Annotated in this window: 11 protein-coding genes and 1 pseudogene; 10 read left to right on the top strand and 2 right to left on the bottom strand. The window is 48.8% G+C overall.

Going from position 1 to position 15,305, the window contains the following annotated elements:
- Window positions 1-278 precede the first annotated feature (278 nt).
- The 6 genes and pseudogenes from L1N85_RS21800 to L1N85_RS21775 all read left to right on the top strand — a co-directional run bounded on the left by L1N85_RS21800 (window position 279) and on the right by L1N85_RS21775 (window position 7,844).
- Window positions 279-1,054, top strand: a pseudogene (locus L1N85_RS21800) (class I SAM-dependent methyltransferase).
- Between the two features lies 1 nt (window position 1,055).
- Window positions 1,056-1,346: a nucleoside/nucleotide kinase family protein gene (locus L1N85_RS21795; protein ID WP_235241175.1), complete on the top strand. Its 291-nt coding sequence runs from the start codon at window positions 1,056-1,058 to the stop codon at window positions 1,344-1,346.
- On the top strand, window positions 1,343-1,669 hold the full coding sequence (locus tag L1N85_RS21790) for an ATP-binding protein (protein WP_235241174.1): 327 nt from the start codon (window positions 1,343-1,345) through the stop codon (window positions 1,667-1,669). The genes L1N85_RS21795 and L1N85_RS21790 overlap by 4 nt, the downstream gene beginning before the upstream one ends.
- Before the next feature lie 145 nt (window positions 1,670-1,814).
- The gene (locus L1N85_RS21785; protein ID WP_235241173.1) at window positions 1,815-2,702 is read left to right on the top strand and encodes a polysaccharide deacetylase family protein; all 888 of its coding nucleotides are present in this window, start codon (window positions 1,815-1,817) and stop codon (window positions 2,700-2,702) included.
- 227 nt (window positions 2,703-2,929) lie between these two features.
- Window positions 2,930-4,810, top strand: coding sequence for an LTA synthase family protein (locus L1N85_RS21780; protein WP_328285261.1), 1,881 nt, complete (start codon window positions 2,930-2,932; stop codon window positions 4,808-4,810).
- A gap of 190 nt (window positions 4,811-5,000) precedes the next feature.
- Window positions 5,001-7,844, top strand: a complete 2,844-nt coding sequence (locus L1N85_RS21775; protein ID WP_235241172.1) for an alpha-amylase family glycosyl hydrolase — start codon at window positions 5,001-5,003, stop codon at window positions 7,842-7,844.
- Here the strand turns inward: L1N85_RS21775 and L1N85_RS21770 are convergent.
- Together L1N85_RS21770 and L1N85_RS21765 are read right to left on the bottom strand one after the other, a co-directional pair.
- On the bottom strand, window positions 7,819-8,568 hold the full coding sequence (locus L1N85_RS21770; protein ID WP_235241170.1) for a response regulator transcription factor: 750 nt from the start codon (window positions 8,566-8,568) through the stop codon (window positions 7,819-7,821). The genes L1N85_RS21775 and L1N85_RS21770 overlap by 26 nt on opposite strands.
- Window positions 8,565-10,292, bottom strand: a complete 1,728-nt coding sequence (locus L1N85_RS21765) for a cache domain-containing sensor histidine kinase (protein ID WP_235241168.1) — start codon at window positions 10,290-10,292, stop codon at window positions 8,565-8,567. The genes L1N85_RS21770 and L1N85_RS21765 overlap by 4 nt, the downstream gene beginning before the upstream one ends.
- A 227-nt stretch (window positions 10,293-10,519) precedes the next feature.
- Here L1N85_RS21765 and L1N85_RS21760 point away from each other — a divergent pair, with 227 nt between their 5' ends.
- The 4 genes from L1N85_RS21760 to L1N85_RS21745 are packed head-to-tail and all read left to right on the top strand — an operon-like array spanning window position 10,520 to window position 15,304.
- Window positions 10,520-11,605: a BMP family lipoprotein gene (locus L1N85_RS21760; RefSeq protein ID WP_235241167.1), complete on the top strand. Its 1,086-nt coding sequence runs from the start codon at window positions 10,520-10,522 to the stop codon at window positions 11,603-11,605.
- Between the two features lie 32 nt (window positions 11,606-11,637).
- The gene (locus L1N85_RS21755) at window positions 11,638-12,690 is read left to right on the top strand and encodes a BMP family lipoprotein (protein WP_235241166.1); all 1,053 of its coding nucleotides are present in this window, start codon (window positions 11,638-11,640) and stop codon (window positions 12,688-12,690) included.
- Window positions 12,691-12,701: 11 nt separating this feature from the next.
- Window positions 12,702-14,255, top strand: a complete 1,554-nt coding sequence (locus tag L1N85_RS21750) for an ABC transporter ATP-binding protein (protein ID WP_235241165.1) — start codon at window positions 12,702-12,704, stop codon at window positions 14,253-14,255.
- The gene (locus tag L1N85_RS21745; protein ID WP_235241164.1) at window positions 14,252-15,304 is read left to right on the top strand and encodes an ABC transporter permease; all 1,053 of its coding nucleotides are present in this window, start codon (window positions 14,252-14,254) and stop codon (window positions 15,302-15,304) included. The genes L1N85_RS21750 and L1N85_RS21745 overlap by 4 nt, the downstream gene beginning before the upstream one ends.
- Window position 15,305 lies beyond the last annotated feature (1 nt).

Below are 15,305 nucleotides of genomic sequence, written 5' to 3'. Positions count from 1 at the left end.
TCTACTGTTGAGAATAAGGAAGGTATGATAAGATATCAGCAGGGATTTGATGGAAAAGCTACCGCGTAGCGGTTTAGTTCAACACCATATTCACGCGGCGAGCCTGACGGCTCTTGGTCTGCAGATGCAATAGGCAGAGAAGCGAACTCAGCAGTCAACTCTGTACTGCCTAACCGCGTCGCGACCGGTCCTAACGGACCTTAAGGCAGTGAGGGTTCGTGAATACAAGAACGTTAGGCGAAATACCCTGAAATTACAACCAAAACGGAGAGATTGACATGTATATTTCATACGGAGAACTTTGTACAGAATTTTATGACATTAGTAAACCATTAGGATTTTCTTTTGGTGATGTTGAATATTATAAAGAACGCCTATCAGACGTAAAAGGTAAAGTACTTGAAGTAGGTTGTGGTTCTGGGCGTGTACTTATCCCATTACTGCAAGCAGGATTGCAAATTGATGGATTGGATAATTCAAGTGCAATGTTGGATTCATCTAGAAGAAGATTTAGTGCATTAAATCTTAATCCAATGCTTTTCAATGCCGAAATGCATAATTTTTCCTTGAGGGACAAATATGAAAGCATAATCATACCTGGGGGATCATTTCAATTAATAGAAGGACGAGAACAAACGCTAACCGCATTAAATCATTTCTACAACTATTTGCAGCCTGGCGGTAGGTTAATATTGGATTTATTTATTCCGACTGATTTAAATACAAGCTCGGTATCGAATAGGAGTGGAATACCTCAAATAACGAAGTAATTATTTTAGAAGAAAAGCGAATTGAACTTAATTTACTTGAACAGAGAATAGTGTCTTTATTGAAATACGAGAAGTGGAAGAATGGAACTCTTATACAGACAGAACTTCAACGGTTTCCTTTAAGCTGGTATGGGAATTATGAGTTTGTCTTATTACTCGAAAGAACAGGTTATCAAGAGATTAGTAAATCAGCTGATTATAAGTTTAATGAGAGACCTTCAAAAGCTGGGCAAATGATAACATATGAAGTTAAGAAGGCTGTAAGAATATTGTTGGGAGGATAACTTGAAGATACCTTTTATTATTGCTATTGCAGCAGTTTCAGGTGGGGGAAAGACTTCTGTAGTTCAACTTCTTAATAAAGAATTAGCCAATTCAACAGCTTTGTTTTTCGATGATTATGATTTTGAAGGTCCAGATAACTTGATTGAGTGGGTTCATCGTGGAGCTGATCATAATGAATGGAAACTAACCCCTTTAATTAACGACATAAGAATCATGGCCGCCTGCTGTCCGAAATCGCCTATCAATGGGCGCTGCATCAGGACGAGGGCGTCAGCGAGCCTGAGCTGTTGACGTCCGGACGGCTGGTAGAGGCGGAAGGAGATCCGCTTCGCATTCAGCAAATTGTCGTCAATCTGCTCAATAACAGCATACAGTCGCGGCAATCCGACCGTCCTATATGCATCCGGATCGAATTGCGCGAACGGAACTTTGTATTCGAGCGGTTCTTTCGCGGGGAGAGCAAAAAACAGACCGTACGGGGCCTCGGTCTCGGCCTGGCGTTCAGCAGGCTGCTCGCTCAGGCCCAAGGCGGCGAACTTGTTTTGCTGGAAAGCTCGGAAGAAGGAAGCTCGTTCACCCTGACGCTGCCGACTGCTTTTTCGCCGCCGGATTGATGCATTTGATGCCGATCTCAGCTAATCTTGGATGGGTTGGAGATACAACTACAGGACCATCGGTCTTTATTTGTGTTGGAGGAATATTTTTGTGCGGAGTATTCAAATAATATATGCATAACATTCCGTCCAGGAGGTATTTCGAATGATGTATTCCCTTAAACGCTGTTTGTCTGTTCTTCTGATAGCGATACTTGTTTCCTCCTGCAGTAGAGGAATGGAGCCGGAGCAGCGTCAAAGAGCCCAGCAGACGCCTTCCGAAATCAATATCTATTCAAAAGACCAATCCCAATCCGGTACTTCCGGAACGATCGTCAAAGGCACGACTCCACCTTTGGAAGGGGGGGCCGAGAAGCTTGGACGGCCCAAGGAGTTGTCCGACAATCGTACTCTCGTCAATAAATATCCGAAAATTATGGCGCTTCATGCGTCAGGAAAAACCAATCAGGTCGCGCTTACGTTCGATGACGGCCCCGATCGGCGGTTCACGCCGCAGGTGCTTGACGTTTTGAAGAAGCATGGGGTGAAAGCGACATTTTTCTTGGTCGGCTCCAGGGTAACCGGTCATCCGGATGTAACTCAGCGTATTCATAAAGAAGGCCATATCATTGGTAATCATACGTATTGGCATCCGAAGATTTTTGCGGAGAGCATCGGGCGTATGAAATGGGAAGCGAATGAAACAGATAAGGTTATCCGGGACATTGTCGGGTATTCCCCCAAGCTGTTTCGTGCTCCTTACGGCGGCTTGAACGAAAGCAGAGTGGAGGGGCTGGGGGCAATGAACTTCAGCGTCATTGGCTGGTCGGTTGATTCGATGGATTGGAAACAAATCGATTCTGCCGCGGTGCAGAAAAATGTGATGAGCAAAATCCATCCCGGCGCCATCATACTGATGCACAGCGGCGGTCATTGGACCCAGGATCTGTCGGGCATGGTTGAAGCGGTGGATGAGCTGATCCCCGCTTTGAAGAAGAAAGGTCTCACGTTCGTCACCGTTTCGCAGCTGCTCGGAATTCCACATAACAAATAAGAATAAATCAAGAAGGTTATGCAGCGCTCGTTAGAGCGCTGTTTTTGTACGTATTTTCGAAGATAAAAGAGGCCGCGGCGTGCTTTCCTGCGTTAAAATAGCCAGTTGCTTACATTTCCCTATTTCATAATTGTTGTTTATGGCTTAATATTGTCTTAACATTGTCTTAACATAAAATTAATATGCCTTTTTATATAGAAGTGCCATGATTAGAGGAGTGAAATGGATTGGAGCTTACAGCTAATTCTTACAAGAGATCACCGTTTTTTCTCGTATTTATATTATTGATGTTGAAAATGATTCTGTTCCGCCAATTCGTCTTTCAAGGTATTCAAGTGGATCGGCTGCTTGCGGATGCAGCTGCAGCTTTGACCTTGCTTTGCGTATTTGAGTTGATAACCTCATTGAAATGGAAGGGCTTCGTGTTCGGAGCGTACAATGCGATCTTGTCGCTGCTTCTGTTCGCGTCTACGATATATTTCAGCTATTATGGGACCGTCCCTACCTATACCGCGCTGTATGGGCTTGATCAGGTGCCGCAGATCGGAGAAAGCGTAGGCTCTATTCTTCTGCCTGTGTATTATTTGTTCTTCCTTGATCTAGTTGTATTTGTTGTTCTGTTTGCCGTGAATCGCTTTAAAGACGGTCGAAGCGCCGGAAGCAAACGGGTGGCCAAGCCGCTGTACGTCGCTATTGCCGCCATCCTTTGCGCGGCTGTATCGGGAGGATATATTTGGAACGGAAGCTTGATTCCGAACGAGGTCGTGCAGGCGGAGAGTCTTGGCTTTCTTGATTATCAAGTGGCAGCCGCGATAAAGGCCAGTGAGAAAGAAAGAGCAGTAAAGGACGGAAGCATTGAGCAGACCGCTGTATTTGCAGAAGACCTGCAGGCGTCTTACTCCTACCAGGAAGGAGAAGCGACGGCAGCGGGGACGCCTAATTACTTCGGAGTCGCGAAGGGCAAGAACGTAATCGTCGTGCAACTGGAGGCGTTTCAGAATTTAGGCATTAATCTGTCTGTCGATGGCAAGGAGGTTACTCCTGTGTTGAATCGGCTTGCCGGGGAGAGCTTCTACTTCCCGCATTTCTTTCAACAGATCGGGCAGGGCAACACGTCCGATGCGGAGTTTCTGTCTAATACTTCCATCTATCCGACTGGCGTCATTGCCATGTCGACCGGCTACAGCGATCGGGTAATACCGAGTATGCCGAGACTTCTGCAGCAGGAAAACTATGAGTCCAACACGTTCCATGTTAACGATGTTACTTTCTGGGACCGGGACAAGATGTATCCGGCGCTTGGCTTTACGAACTACTATGAAAGGCCATCCTTTATTAATGATAAATTCAATGCATTTGGAGCTTCGGATACGGAAATGTACCGTGTGGGCTTAGAGAAGCTTCAGGCGCTGCATGAGCAAAAGACACCGTTTTACGCGCAATTCGTGACGACCTCAAGCCACCATCCGTTCAAAATACCGGTCGAGCATCAGCGGATTAAGATGCCGGAATCACTGAATGGAACGCAGCTTGGCCATTATTTAACGTCGCTTAATTATACGGATTATGCGCTCGGTCAATTTATCGAGGGGCTTAAAGCAAAAGGCATTTTGGAGAATACCGTGCTGGTCGTATACGGCGATCACTTTGGCATGCAGTCCAAGGATAATGATCCGGCCTGGGTCAGCGAGCAGCTTGGGATCAAGTATAACGATCGAATCAGCCGTTTTAACATTCCGTTTATTATGCATGTGCCCGGAACGGAAGGCAAAACCTTGGAGCATGTGGGCGGGCAAGTCGACATCATGCCAACCATTGCGAATGTGCTCGGCATCTCGTTAAAAGATAGAGGTTATACCGTATTCGGCCATGACTTGCTCAATATTACAAAGAATGTGGTGGGGATGAGGTATTATCTCCCGACCGGTTCGTTCTTCAACAATGAGATTTTATTCGTGCCGGGTAAAGGGTTCGAGGATGGTGCCGCCGTCGATATACGCACGATGGAGCCGGTCGCTGACTTTAGTCAATACCGTGAGGATTACGATTATATCCTTGAGCTGATGAAGCTGTCGGATGCTTATGTCGGTTTACTTCCGAAACGGTAGTAATAGATGCATTTATAACGAAATTAAAAAGCTCCGAAAATCGATAATCTCGACTTTCGGAGCTTTTTTTGCATAGAATAAGTGCAAACGATACCATTAGGGGCGAATATACGATTTCGAAGGAGCTGCCGCAAGACAACTAACTTCTCCGCAGATGAGTGAGGTATGGATTCAGGAGGGATCTGATACGGTGTCACCTTATGAGCCGGCGGAGCTTCCGGCAAATTCCTGCATCGCAGCTGCGGAAATGTTATCGGAGACAGTTCAAGCCGCTGCAGGCTGGAGAATGCTCGATGAAATGTACGCCTACGATGGTGATGACCTCGGGGCCACGTATAACGCGGACGCGGGGAGCGCGGCGCTTAAGCTGTGGGCTCCGAAAGCAAGCGCGGTTACGGTTAAAATCTACGATAAGAATGATTCTACACAGCTTGCGGGCAGCGTGGATTTAGCCAAGGGCGACCATGGCGTTTGGTCGACGACGATTGCGCCAGGCGATGCGGCCATTCCAGGCGTAACGGACCTCAAAGGTTATTACTATCAATATGAAGTGACGAATGACGGCGTTATGAAAAAGGTGCTTGACCCGTATGCCAAATCGATGGCGCCGTTCCGAGTGAACACCAGAGGCGAAGTCGGGGTCGACGGCGATGCAGTCGGGAAAGCGGCTATCGTCGATTTGAGCGGAACGGATCCGGATGGGTTTAGCTTTGCCCAAATTGACGGCTACGGGCAAAGGGTGGATGCGATCATTTGGGAGGCGCATATCCGTGACTTCACGTCCGATCCTTCCATTGCCGGAGAATTGAGCGAGAACGCGAGATGGGGCACCTTCAGCGCATTTATCGACAAGCTCGATTATATTAAATCCCTCGGCGTTACCCATATTCAACTGCTGCCTGTTATGGCATGGTATTACGGCGATGAATTGAAAATGGGAGAGCGGGAGCTGGATTATTCGGCGAAGGATAACGAATACAACTGGGGCTATGACCCGCACAGCTATTTCTCACCCGATGGCGCTTATTCTCAGGATGCAGCCGATCCCGAGCTTAGAATTAAAGAATTAAAGGGATTAATTAATGCTATTCATCAAGAAGGAATGGGCGTTGTGCTCGATGTTGTCTACACCCATATGGCTAAAGCCGATTTCCTGAACGACATCGTACCTAACTATTATGCGTTTCAAAAGCCGGATGGAAGCTTCATCGGCGGATTCGGCAACAATCTGGCTACCAATCGTAAAATGGCAGAAAAACTTATGATTGATTCCGTTAAATATTGGTTCGAGGAGTACAAAATCGACGGCATGCGCTTGGATATGATGGGCGACGCCACTTACGATGCAGTACAAAGAGCGTATGCCGCAGCGGCGGGCATTAATCCTGACGCGCTCTTCATTGGAGAAGGCTGGAGAACGTTCGGCGGGCATCTAGCCGATCCTTCGCTTGCAGGCAAAGGCGCAGATCAGGATTGGATGGATGCTACGGACAGCGTCGGCGTCTTCTCTGACGAGATTCGCAACGAATTGAAGTCTGGCTTCGGCAACGAAGGCGTTCCCATGTTCATAACAGGCGGAGCAAGAAATATCCAAACGATCTTTAACAACATTAAAGCTCAGCCTGGAAATACGCCGGTCGATGATCCGGGCGATATAGTCCAATACATCGAGTCGCATGATAATTTGCCTTTGTACGATGTGATCGCTCAATCGATTAAGAAGGACCCGGCAATCGCAGCCAATGATCTTGAAATTCATAAACGAATCCGGCTTGGAAACCTGCTTATACTAACTTCCCAAGGAACGGCCTTCCTGCACGCGGGCCAGGAATATGGACGTACGAAGCAGTGGCTGTCAGTTGGTACGCCGGAGCAAAAGTACCATGAGCTTGAGGATCAAGACGGGAATCCGTTCGAGAAGCCTTATTTCATATATGACTCCTACGACTCCTCCGATGCAATCAACAAATTCGACTGGGTTAAGGCGACCGATGAGGACCAGTACCCGGTGAACAGCATGACGAAAGCGTACACCAAGGGATTGATCGAGCTTAGAAAGCATACCGATGCTTTCCGGCTAGGGGATAAGGAGCTTGTGAATTCCAACGTCACATTGATTAACGCACCGGAAATCGGGGCGACGGATCTTGTGATCGGCTACAAAAACAGAGCGATGGATGGCACGGGCCATTATTGCGTGTTCGTGAATTCGGACAGCAGAGAAAGAACGTTAACGCTTGCCGAGGATTTGACGGGCGGTAAAGTTTTGGCGGATAACGATGAAGCAGGTATTGAAGCTATAAGCGCCCAATCTCAGTCTGGCTTTACTCTGACGCAAAACTCGATTACGCTGGAGCCTTTGACAGCCGTCATTATTAAGCTGGATGCCGCGGCCCCAGTTCTCGAATCGTTGGATCTGGACAGCGAGGACTACACCCTGCAGGCAGGGACGATGCACCAAACGAAGGTATACGCGAAGTACAACGACGGCAGCAGGAGGAATGTGACGGCGAAGGCTTCCTATTCCACGGATAATCCGCTTATTGCATCTGTCACAGCTGGAGGACTGGTAACCGCAGTCAGCGAGGGTGATTCCGTCATTACCGTAACGTATGAGAGCTTGATAGCGAGCGTTAACTTAACCGCCACAACGGAGTTAATAAAGCGCTGCGTGCAGTTGAATTACATTAGACCGGACAACGTTTATACCGATTGGAATCTATGGGTTTGGAACACCGGAGTCAGGAATGACCAAATCCGCTTCGACAAGGTCGAAAACGGCATAGCGACGGTGATGATCGAGATTTCTCCGGAGACGACAGGCATTGGGTTCATTCTCCGAAAAGGGACGATTTGGGACACCGCGAAGCAGGATATTCCGGATGATCGCGTAATCTCGATCGCGCCAGGGGCAGCCTTCACGAAGGTGAACGTGACCAGCATGGTCAGCGAGCTGGATATCGTTCCTGCCATCAAACCTAAGAAGAGCACCGGTCACCGTCTGACGGTCACTTCTTTAACCGGAATTCGTTAGGGGTCATGCCGAATTGCTTCTGAAATACTTTGGCGAAATATTTCGGGTCGACATAGCCAACCTGCTCACAGATTTCGTATATTTTCAGTCCCGAATGCTTCAGCAGCTCGCACGCTTTCTCCATCCGGACCTGAGTCAAATAGGAGTTGAAGAGCAGACCGCTCTCACTTTTAAAAATTTGTCCGAAGTAGTGTGCCGTCAAATGGACGGTCGCTGCCACATCGGAGAGCGAGAGCGGAGTATGCAGGTGGTCCTGAATATAAAGCATCGCTTTGCGAACGATTTCCTTATGATACGTCAGTGGGACCTCGGGTTGAATGGCGTCGTCGTCGGCTCCGTTTTTTGGATTGACCGGTGCTAAGAGACGATCTACGGTCTCGAGAAGCTCATCGGTGTCGATGGGCTTCAAGATGTACCCTTTGGCCCCGTATCTCAGCGCTGTTCTCACATAGGTGAAATCTTCATAACCGCTGATCAGGATGACCTCAGTATTCGGCATTTCTTCGTAAATGTATTGAAGCAGCTGCAGTCCGTCCATATCCGGCATGCGGATGTCTGATATGACGAGACTGATCGGCTCCGCCTCCAGATAACGGATGGCGTCGTATCCATTGTGGGCGATGCCGACGACTTCGATGTGCCGCTCGTCCCACTCCTCCATCGAGCTTAAACTGTCCGCGATGATCCATTCGTCGTCGACGATCAATAGCTTTGTTTTCTTCATGTCGACTCCTTCCTTGGCAGCTTGAAGATCACGGTCATGCCTTGTCCTCCGACGCTCTCCACGTGTATACCGTAATTCGGCCCAAAATACAGCTTAATGCGTGATTGTACATTGAATAAGCCTACCTTGCCATGATGCTTGGCCAGTTCGATTGCCCGGTGTTCCAGATCTTCGTTTAGCTGCAGCAGCGCTTTCGCCTCCATGCCGACGCCTTGGTCGCTGACACTGATGTAGACGTCCTCGCCGCCCAGCCAACCCTTCACCTCGATATTCCCGGCATGCTGCTTCGGATATAGTCCGTGAATGACGGCGTTCTCGATGACAGGCTGCAAAATCCATTTGATCGTATACAGCTGAAGCAGCTGCGGATCGAGCTGGATGTCGTACCGGAAGTCTTCCTTCATCCGCAGCTTGTGAATTTCGAGATATTGGCGTACGTAAGCGACCTCTTTCTCAATCGGAATCATATCCTCGAAGGTGCTGATACTCATCCGCAGCAGCTTGCCGAGCAGAACGATCATCCGGCTGATTTCCCGCTGCTTTGTTTTGCGGGCTAGCGAATTAATCGATTCGAGAGTGTTGTACAGAAAATGCGGATTAATCTGTGATTGCATCGCGGTCACCTCGGCGCGGCGCTTCTGATCCTGCTCTTCGTATACTTGCAGAACCAAATCTTGAATACGGCGCACCATCGTATTGAAGCCGTGACCGAGTGCGCCGATCTCATCCTGGGACTTGCCTTTGTAATGCACGTCGAAGTCGCCTCGGCCAACTTTCATCATCAGATTGCGGAGCTGCAGAATAGGCTTGGAAATTCTGTCCGAAAAAATAAGCGAAGCGATCACACAAATGATAATGCTGCCGATTGTAATCGAGAGCGCGATCTGGCGGATGCCGTAAATCGGCTTGTAGAGCTCGCTTTTTAAAAAATAGGCTGTAAAATTCCAATCCGTCGTTTTGTCGTAGCGTTGGATGAGAAAGTAGTTTTGCTCCAGACGTTTATAATCTTCGTCTACAAAGAGTCCGGCGGGATACGGGTATAAGATTTCTCCGGCCCGGTCGGTAATAATAACACCGGAAGCATAATCGTTGTAAATGTCGCCCATCAGGAAAATGTTTTTCAACAAATCCCGCAGCATCTCGATTTTAAAATCGATGATCAAAACGCCGCGAGCTCCGGACTCGGGGTTACCGATGTTACGGATGAATGAAAACACGGGTTGAGTCGGCTCGCGAGCGCTATAGGATCGGTCGTGCATTTGGGAAATCGTATACAAGTCCGCCTTGTCCTCGCTTGCAGAAAGCCAATGAAAGTCGCTTTGCGGTGTGGCATCGGGACGTAATTCATAGCCGTAAGCATGGATGAGGCCGCGGTCATTAATCAGCGTCATTCCGATATTTTCCGGGCGAATCGCTTGGGTAGCCGACAACAACCGATTCAGTTCGGGGATAAGGGCTTGTCCGGCCGCGGCGTCCGGCGCGATTATGAATTCCGAGACGTCCTTGTCCAAGGCGATCGCATCACCCATGCGCCGCATGTCGGCAATAAAGAAAGATAACGTTTTCAGCTTTTGATCGAGTATATTGGTCGTTTCCCTTTGGAGCTTCTCATTCAGCGTACGTTCGGAGCCTTTTAGCAAAAACAAGCCCGATAGCATAAGCGGTATGGTCGAGAGCAGCAGGAACGATAGAAGCAGCTTAGCGAAAATCGAGTTCCTGAACATCGGTTGCGATACCTCCTGCCTCAAGGCTTAAGTAGTAATGTAAGTATACCTTAGCAAAACATGCTCGATTCAGGCAACCCGAAAAAAATGCACGATTTTTACACCCTAATTCGACGGTCTGTCTGTTTTTCTGACAGGGGAAGCATGATAAATTTGTATTGTAATCGTTTGCAAAGCACAAACTGATAAACGAAACCAACCATTCAACAGAGCAGGGGGAAGCGGTAATGAGACGGAAAAGAGGACTATGGGTCATGATGGCAACCCTTTTATTATGGGGACTGGCCGGCTGCAGCGGCGCCGATTCGCCCGAGCGGCAGGAGCCGGCAAAAGCGGAGACGCCTTACAAGACGCCCGCTCATAATGAGCACCTCAAGGTCGTGCATTATGTCAGCGGCAACCTGGGAGACAAGGGCTTCTTCGATTCGGCCGACCGGGGACTTAAAAAAGCCGAGTACGTATTCGGCTACGAAACGTCAAGCGTCGAAGGAGGCGAGGATTCTACTGCCTGGGAGCCAGGTCTCGAGAAGCTGGCTGCCTCCGGATTATATGACGTCATCATAGCCGGCACGTCGAAATTGAGGGAAGTGGTTAAGGAGTTGGCGGGTCGTTATCCCGAGCAGCAGTTTGTGTTCTACGACGATACGATTCATGGAATACCGAATGTGTACGCGATGCTCTGCTCGCAAAGCGAGGGTTCGTTCCTCGCTGGCGCATTCGCAGCGATGGTCACCGCAAGTCCGGAGCTGAGCGGGGCAAATTCCGAGAAAAAAATCGGCTTCATCGGGGGCGAGGACATCGATATCATTAATGATTTCAAGTCCGGTTACGAGCAGGGCGCTTTGTATATCGATCCGGAGGTGCAAGTGGTTGCGTCTTATGTCGGCGATTTTGTGAATCAACGCAAGGCGGAGGAATTAGCGGCGAAGCAGTACTTGTCGCAGGTCGACATCATTTACAACGTAGCCGGTGCCGCGGGATTGGGGCTTCTGAAAGCAGGGAAAGAAGCCGGCAAATACACGATCGGTGTCGATATCAACCAAAATCCGCTGTATCCGGGCAGCGTGCTCACCTCGATGCTCAAAAATCTGGACGAGTCCGTATTCCGCGCTTTAAGCAAAATCCGCGGCGGTTCACTGCCCTTCGGTACGACGGAGGTGCTGGGCGTGAAGGATAGCGGGATCGGGATTGCCCGGGACGAGCTGTATGAGAAGTACGTCCCAAATGACATTAAGGAAAAGATGAAAGATATCGAGAGCAAGATCGCCAGCGGGGAAATCGTGGTGAAGTCTACCTTAAACGGTACGCGATAGAGTTTAACAAAAATCCAGAGGGGGAATTTTGTATGAAGAATAATAAACGGTGGTCGATTGGCGTATTGCTGTTCTCTTTGCTGCTCGTTTTGGCAGCCTGCGGAAAGGTGTCGGATACCCAAACAAGTGCGGCTAATGAGCCGGAAAAAATCAAAGCTGTCTTTTATGTTAACGGTACATTAGGAGACAAAGGTTTCTTCGATTCCACGGAAAGAGGCATGCAGAAGGCAGGCAAAGAACTCGGCATCGAAGTGAAGACAGTAGAAGGCGGAACTAACCAGGCCGACTGGGCAGCAGGCGTGGAATCGCTCGTTTCCAGCAAAAAATATGATGTAGTCGTTGCCGGTACGAGCCAAATGGTGGATATCGCCAAAGATATTGCCAATAGGTATCCGGATCAAAAGTTCATCTTTTTCGATGAGATCGTTACCGATGTTCCGAATATTTACTCGATGCTTTACTCCCAAAGCGAAGGATCCTTTTTGGCGGGCGCATTTGCAGCGCTAGTAACGACAAGCAAGGAGTTGAAAGCGGCGAACGCTGATAAAGTGATCGGATTTGTAGGCGGAATGGATGTTCCCATCATCAATGACTTTAAAGCGGGGTACGAGCAGGGCGCTCAATACGTTGATCCGGACGTGGAAGTCGTCGCTTCTTACATTGGCGATTTTGCCAACGCACCGAAAGGGAAAGAGCTTACGCTTTCGCAATATAATGCGCAAAAAGTCGACATTGTTTATCAGGTTGCCGGCGGCGGCGGACTTGGCGTGCTTGAAGCGGGCAACGCATTAGGGAAGTACACGATTGGCGTCGATGCCAACCAAAATCCGCTTTATCCCGGAAGCGTCCTGACTTCGATGTTGAAAAATATCGATGCGTCCGTTTTCCGCGCGCTTGATTTGTACAAACAGGGCAAATTGCCTTTTGGCACAAACGAGGTGCTTGGCATTAAAGAAGGCGGGGTTGGGATCGCCAAAGACGACCTGTATAACAGCCATGTTCCCCAAGCAATCCAGGACAAAATGATCGAAATCGAAAAGAAAATGGAGAGCGGAGAGATTCAGGTGAAATCGATCTTGAAATAATGGAGGGCATCATGTCAATCTTACTTCAGATGAAAGATATTCATAAAGTATATCCGAATGGAACAGCAGCCAATCGCGGGGTTGACCTCACGATACACGAAGGCGAAATTCATGCATTAGTCGGTGAAAATGGGGCGGGCAAATCGACGCTCATGAAAATCATGTTCGGATTGGAAGCGCCTACAAGCGGGACAATCGAATATAAGGGCGCTCCGGTTACTTTTCATGGGCCAAAGGATGCTATCAGGCACGGGATGGGCATGGTTCATCAGCACTTTATGCTCGCTCCGTCGCTTACCGTATCGGAAAATATCGTTCTTGGCGAGGAGCCGAGAAAAGGCCCGTTGTCGTTGTTCAGAGACCGCAATAAGGAAAGCCAGGAAATTGAAAAACTGATTCAGACTTATGGACTTAAGGTCGATCCGCAGGCGAAAGTGGAAACCATTCCGGTCGGTCAGAAACAGCGCGTGGAAATATTGAAAGTGCTCTATAAGGGAGCAAGGCTGCTAATTTTGGACGAGCCGACGGCCGTATTAACTCCGCAAGAAACGGACGAGCTGTTTGACTCGATCAAGGCGCTGATCAAGCAAGGCTATACCATTATTTTCATTACCCATAAACTACGCGAAGTGATGGAAATATCAAACCGGGTTACTGTGCTTAAGGCTGGGAAAACGATTGCCACTTTGTTGACCAAGGATACAAATCCTGAAGAAATATCGAGACTCATGGTGGGCAGGGAAATATTATTCCGCGTCGACAAGCAGCCATCCGTACCCCAAGATATCGTATTGTCCATAAAGGAGCTTTGCGCCTCCGATGACAAAGGCGCACCGGCGCTATGCGGCATTACGCTCGACATTCGGGCTGGCGAGGTTGTGGGAATCGCCGGCGTAGAAGGAAACGGACAAACGGAGCTGGTCGAAACGATCACAGGCTTGCGGAAAGCAATATCCGGTGAAATACGCTATTTCAACGAGGAATTGATTGGAAAAAGCATTGCCCAAATCCGCGCGATGAAAATTGGACACGTCCCGGAAGACCGGCAAACGACAGGGTCCAGCTTAACGTCTACCATTGCTGAAAACTTAATTCTTGACCATTACCGGAATCCGGAATTCAAATGGGGCCCTTTCCAGAGCAAAAAGAAAATCAAGCAATTTACGAAAATTATGATGGATGTTTACGATGTACGTGCTCAAAACGAAGATGTGATGGCCGGCTCGTTATCCGGGGGCAACTTGCAGAAGGTGGTGATCGCCCGCGAGCTTTCGAAAAATCCGAAGCTTCTGATCGCTTCGCAGCCAACTCGGGGCGTAGATATCGGAGCCATTGAATTCATCCATCGCGAGATTATCAAAAAAAGGGATGGAGGAGCGGCAGTGCTGCTCGTTTCAGCCGAATTATCGGAAGTTATGGCTTTAAGCGACCGAATTGCCGTTGTGTATGAAGGCGAAATCGTTGCGGTACTGGAAAATTCGAGCGAGTTGACAGAGGAAGAAATCGGTTATTACATGCTGGGACTGGGCATCAAGAAACAAAAAGAGGAGGTTGCGGCTCAATGAAAACGGGAAACGCAACGATTTTGGAGTTTGCCGGCATTGCTGTAGCTGTCATACTTGCGCTCCTTTGCGGTTTTGCGGTCATATTGGTTACAAGCGACGAACCGCTTAACGCCCTTGCGTCACTGCTGCTAGGCCCCGTTTCCAATCTATTCAATATCGGGACGGTGCTTAATAAAGCGGTTCCGCTCATTTTTACAGGTTTGGCGCTTGCCGTCGTATTTCAATCGGGTGTATTCAGCATGGGTGCGGAAGGGCAGCTTTATGCCGGCGGATTTTTGGGAGCCCTTGCCGGTGTCTATATTCACGGTCTTACGCCATGGCTGCATCTTCCGCTCGTTCTGATCTGTGCAATGGTAGGCGGTGCTTTGTTCGCAGCTATTGCCGGTTTATTGAAAACATATGCGAATGCCAATGAAATTGTAACGACGCTTATGTTGAATTTCGTGGCGATCCTGACGACCTCCTATTTTGTCAATAATATGTTCAAGGATCCGAACAGCGGCGGCTTTGCGCGTATGCCGTATGTAAATCCCGAGATCCTGCTAGGCAAGCTGTTTCCCGGATTTCCTGCGCACGCGGGTATCGTACTCGCCTTGCTTGCGGTCGTTGTTGTTTATCTTATGCTGTACAAAACGAATGTCGGATATGAGCTTCGTCTTGTCGGGAAAAGCAGCCGTTTTGCCCATTACGGGGGTATCGCCACGAACAGAGTGGTCTTAACGAGCATTATGATCAGCGGCGCATTCGCGGGACTGGCCGGCATTGTTGAAATACTAGGCGTCCATGGCACTTATAAGGATAACTTTTCCGCCGGACTCGGCTTTGACGGCATCATTATTGCCTTGCTCGCGCGGAACCATCCTATCGGTGTTCTGATTGCAGCCTTGTTTTACGCGTATATTCAGGTTGGGGCGCAAACGATGCAGGTCGGCAGCGACATGCCCCGCGAGGTGGCGGTTATCATGCAGGTTATGCTGGTGCTGCTCGTGTCTTCCCAAGCCATTTTCGTCTACCTGAAGCAAAAATACGGACAAAAGGCGGTGAAGTAAA

It is taken from the genome of Paenibacillus alkaliterrae (assembly GCF_021532375.1).
Taxonomy (GTDB): Bacteria; Bacillota; Bacilli; order Paenibacillales; family Paenibacillaceae; genus Pristimantibacillus; species Pristimantibacillus alkaliterrae.
The sequence above is the reverse complement of the archived record's forward strand: the minus strand, read 5'-3'. Positions and strand labels throughout refer to the sequence as shown.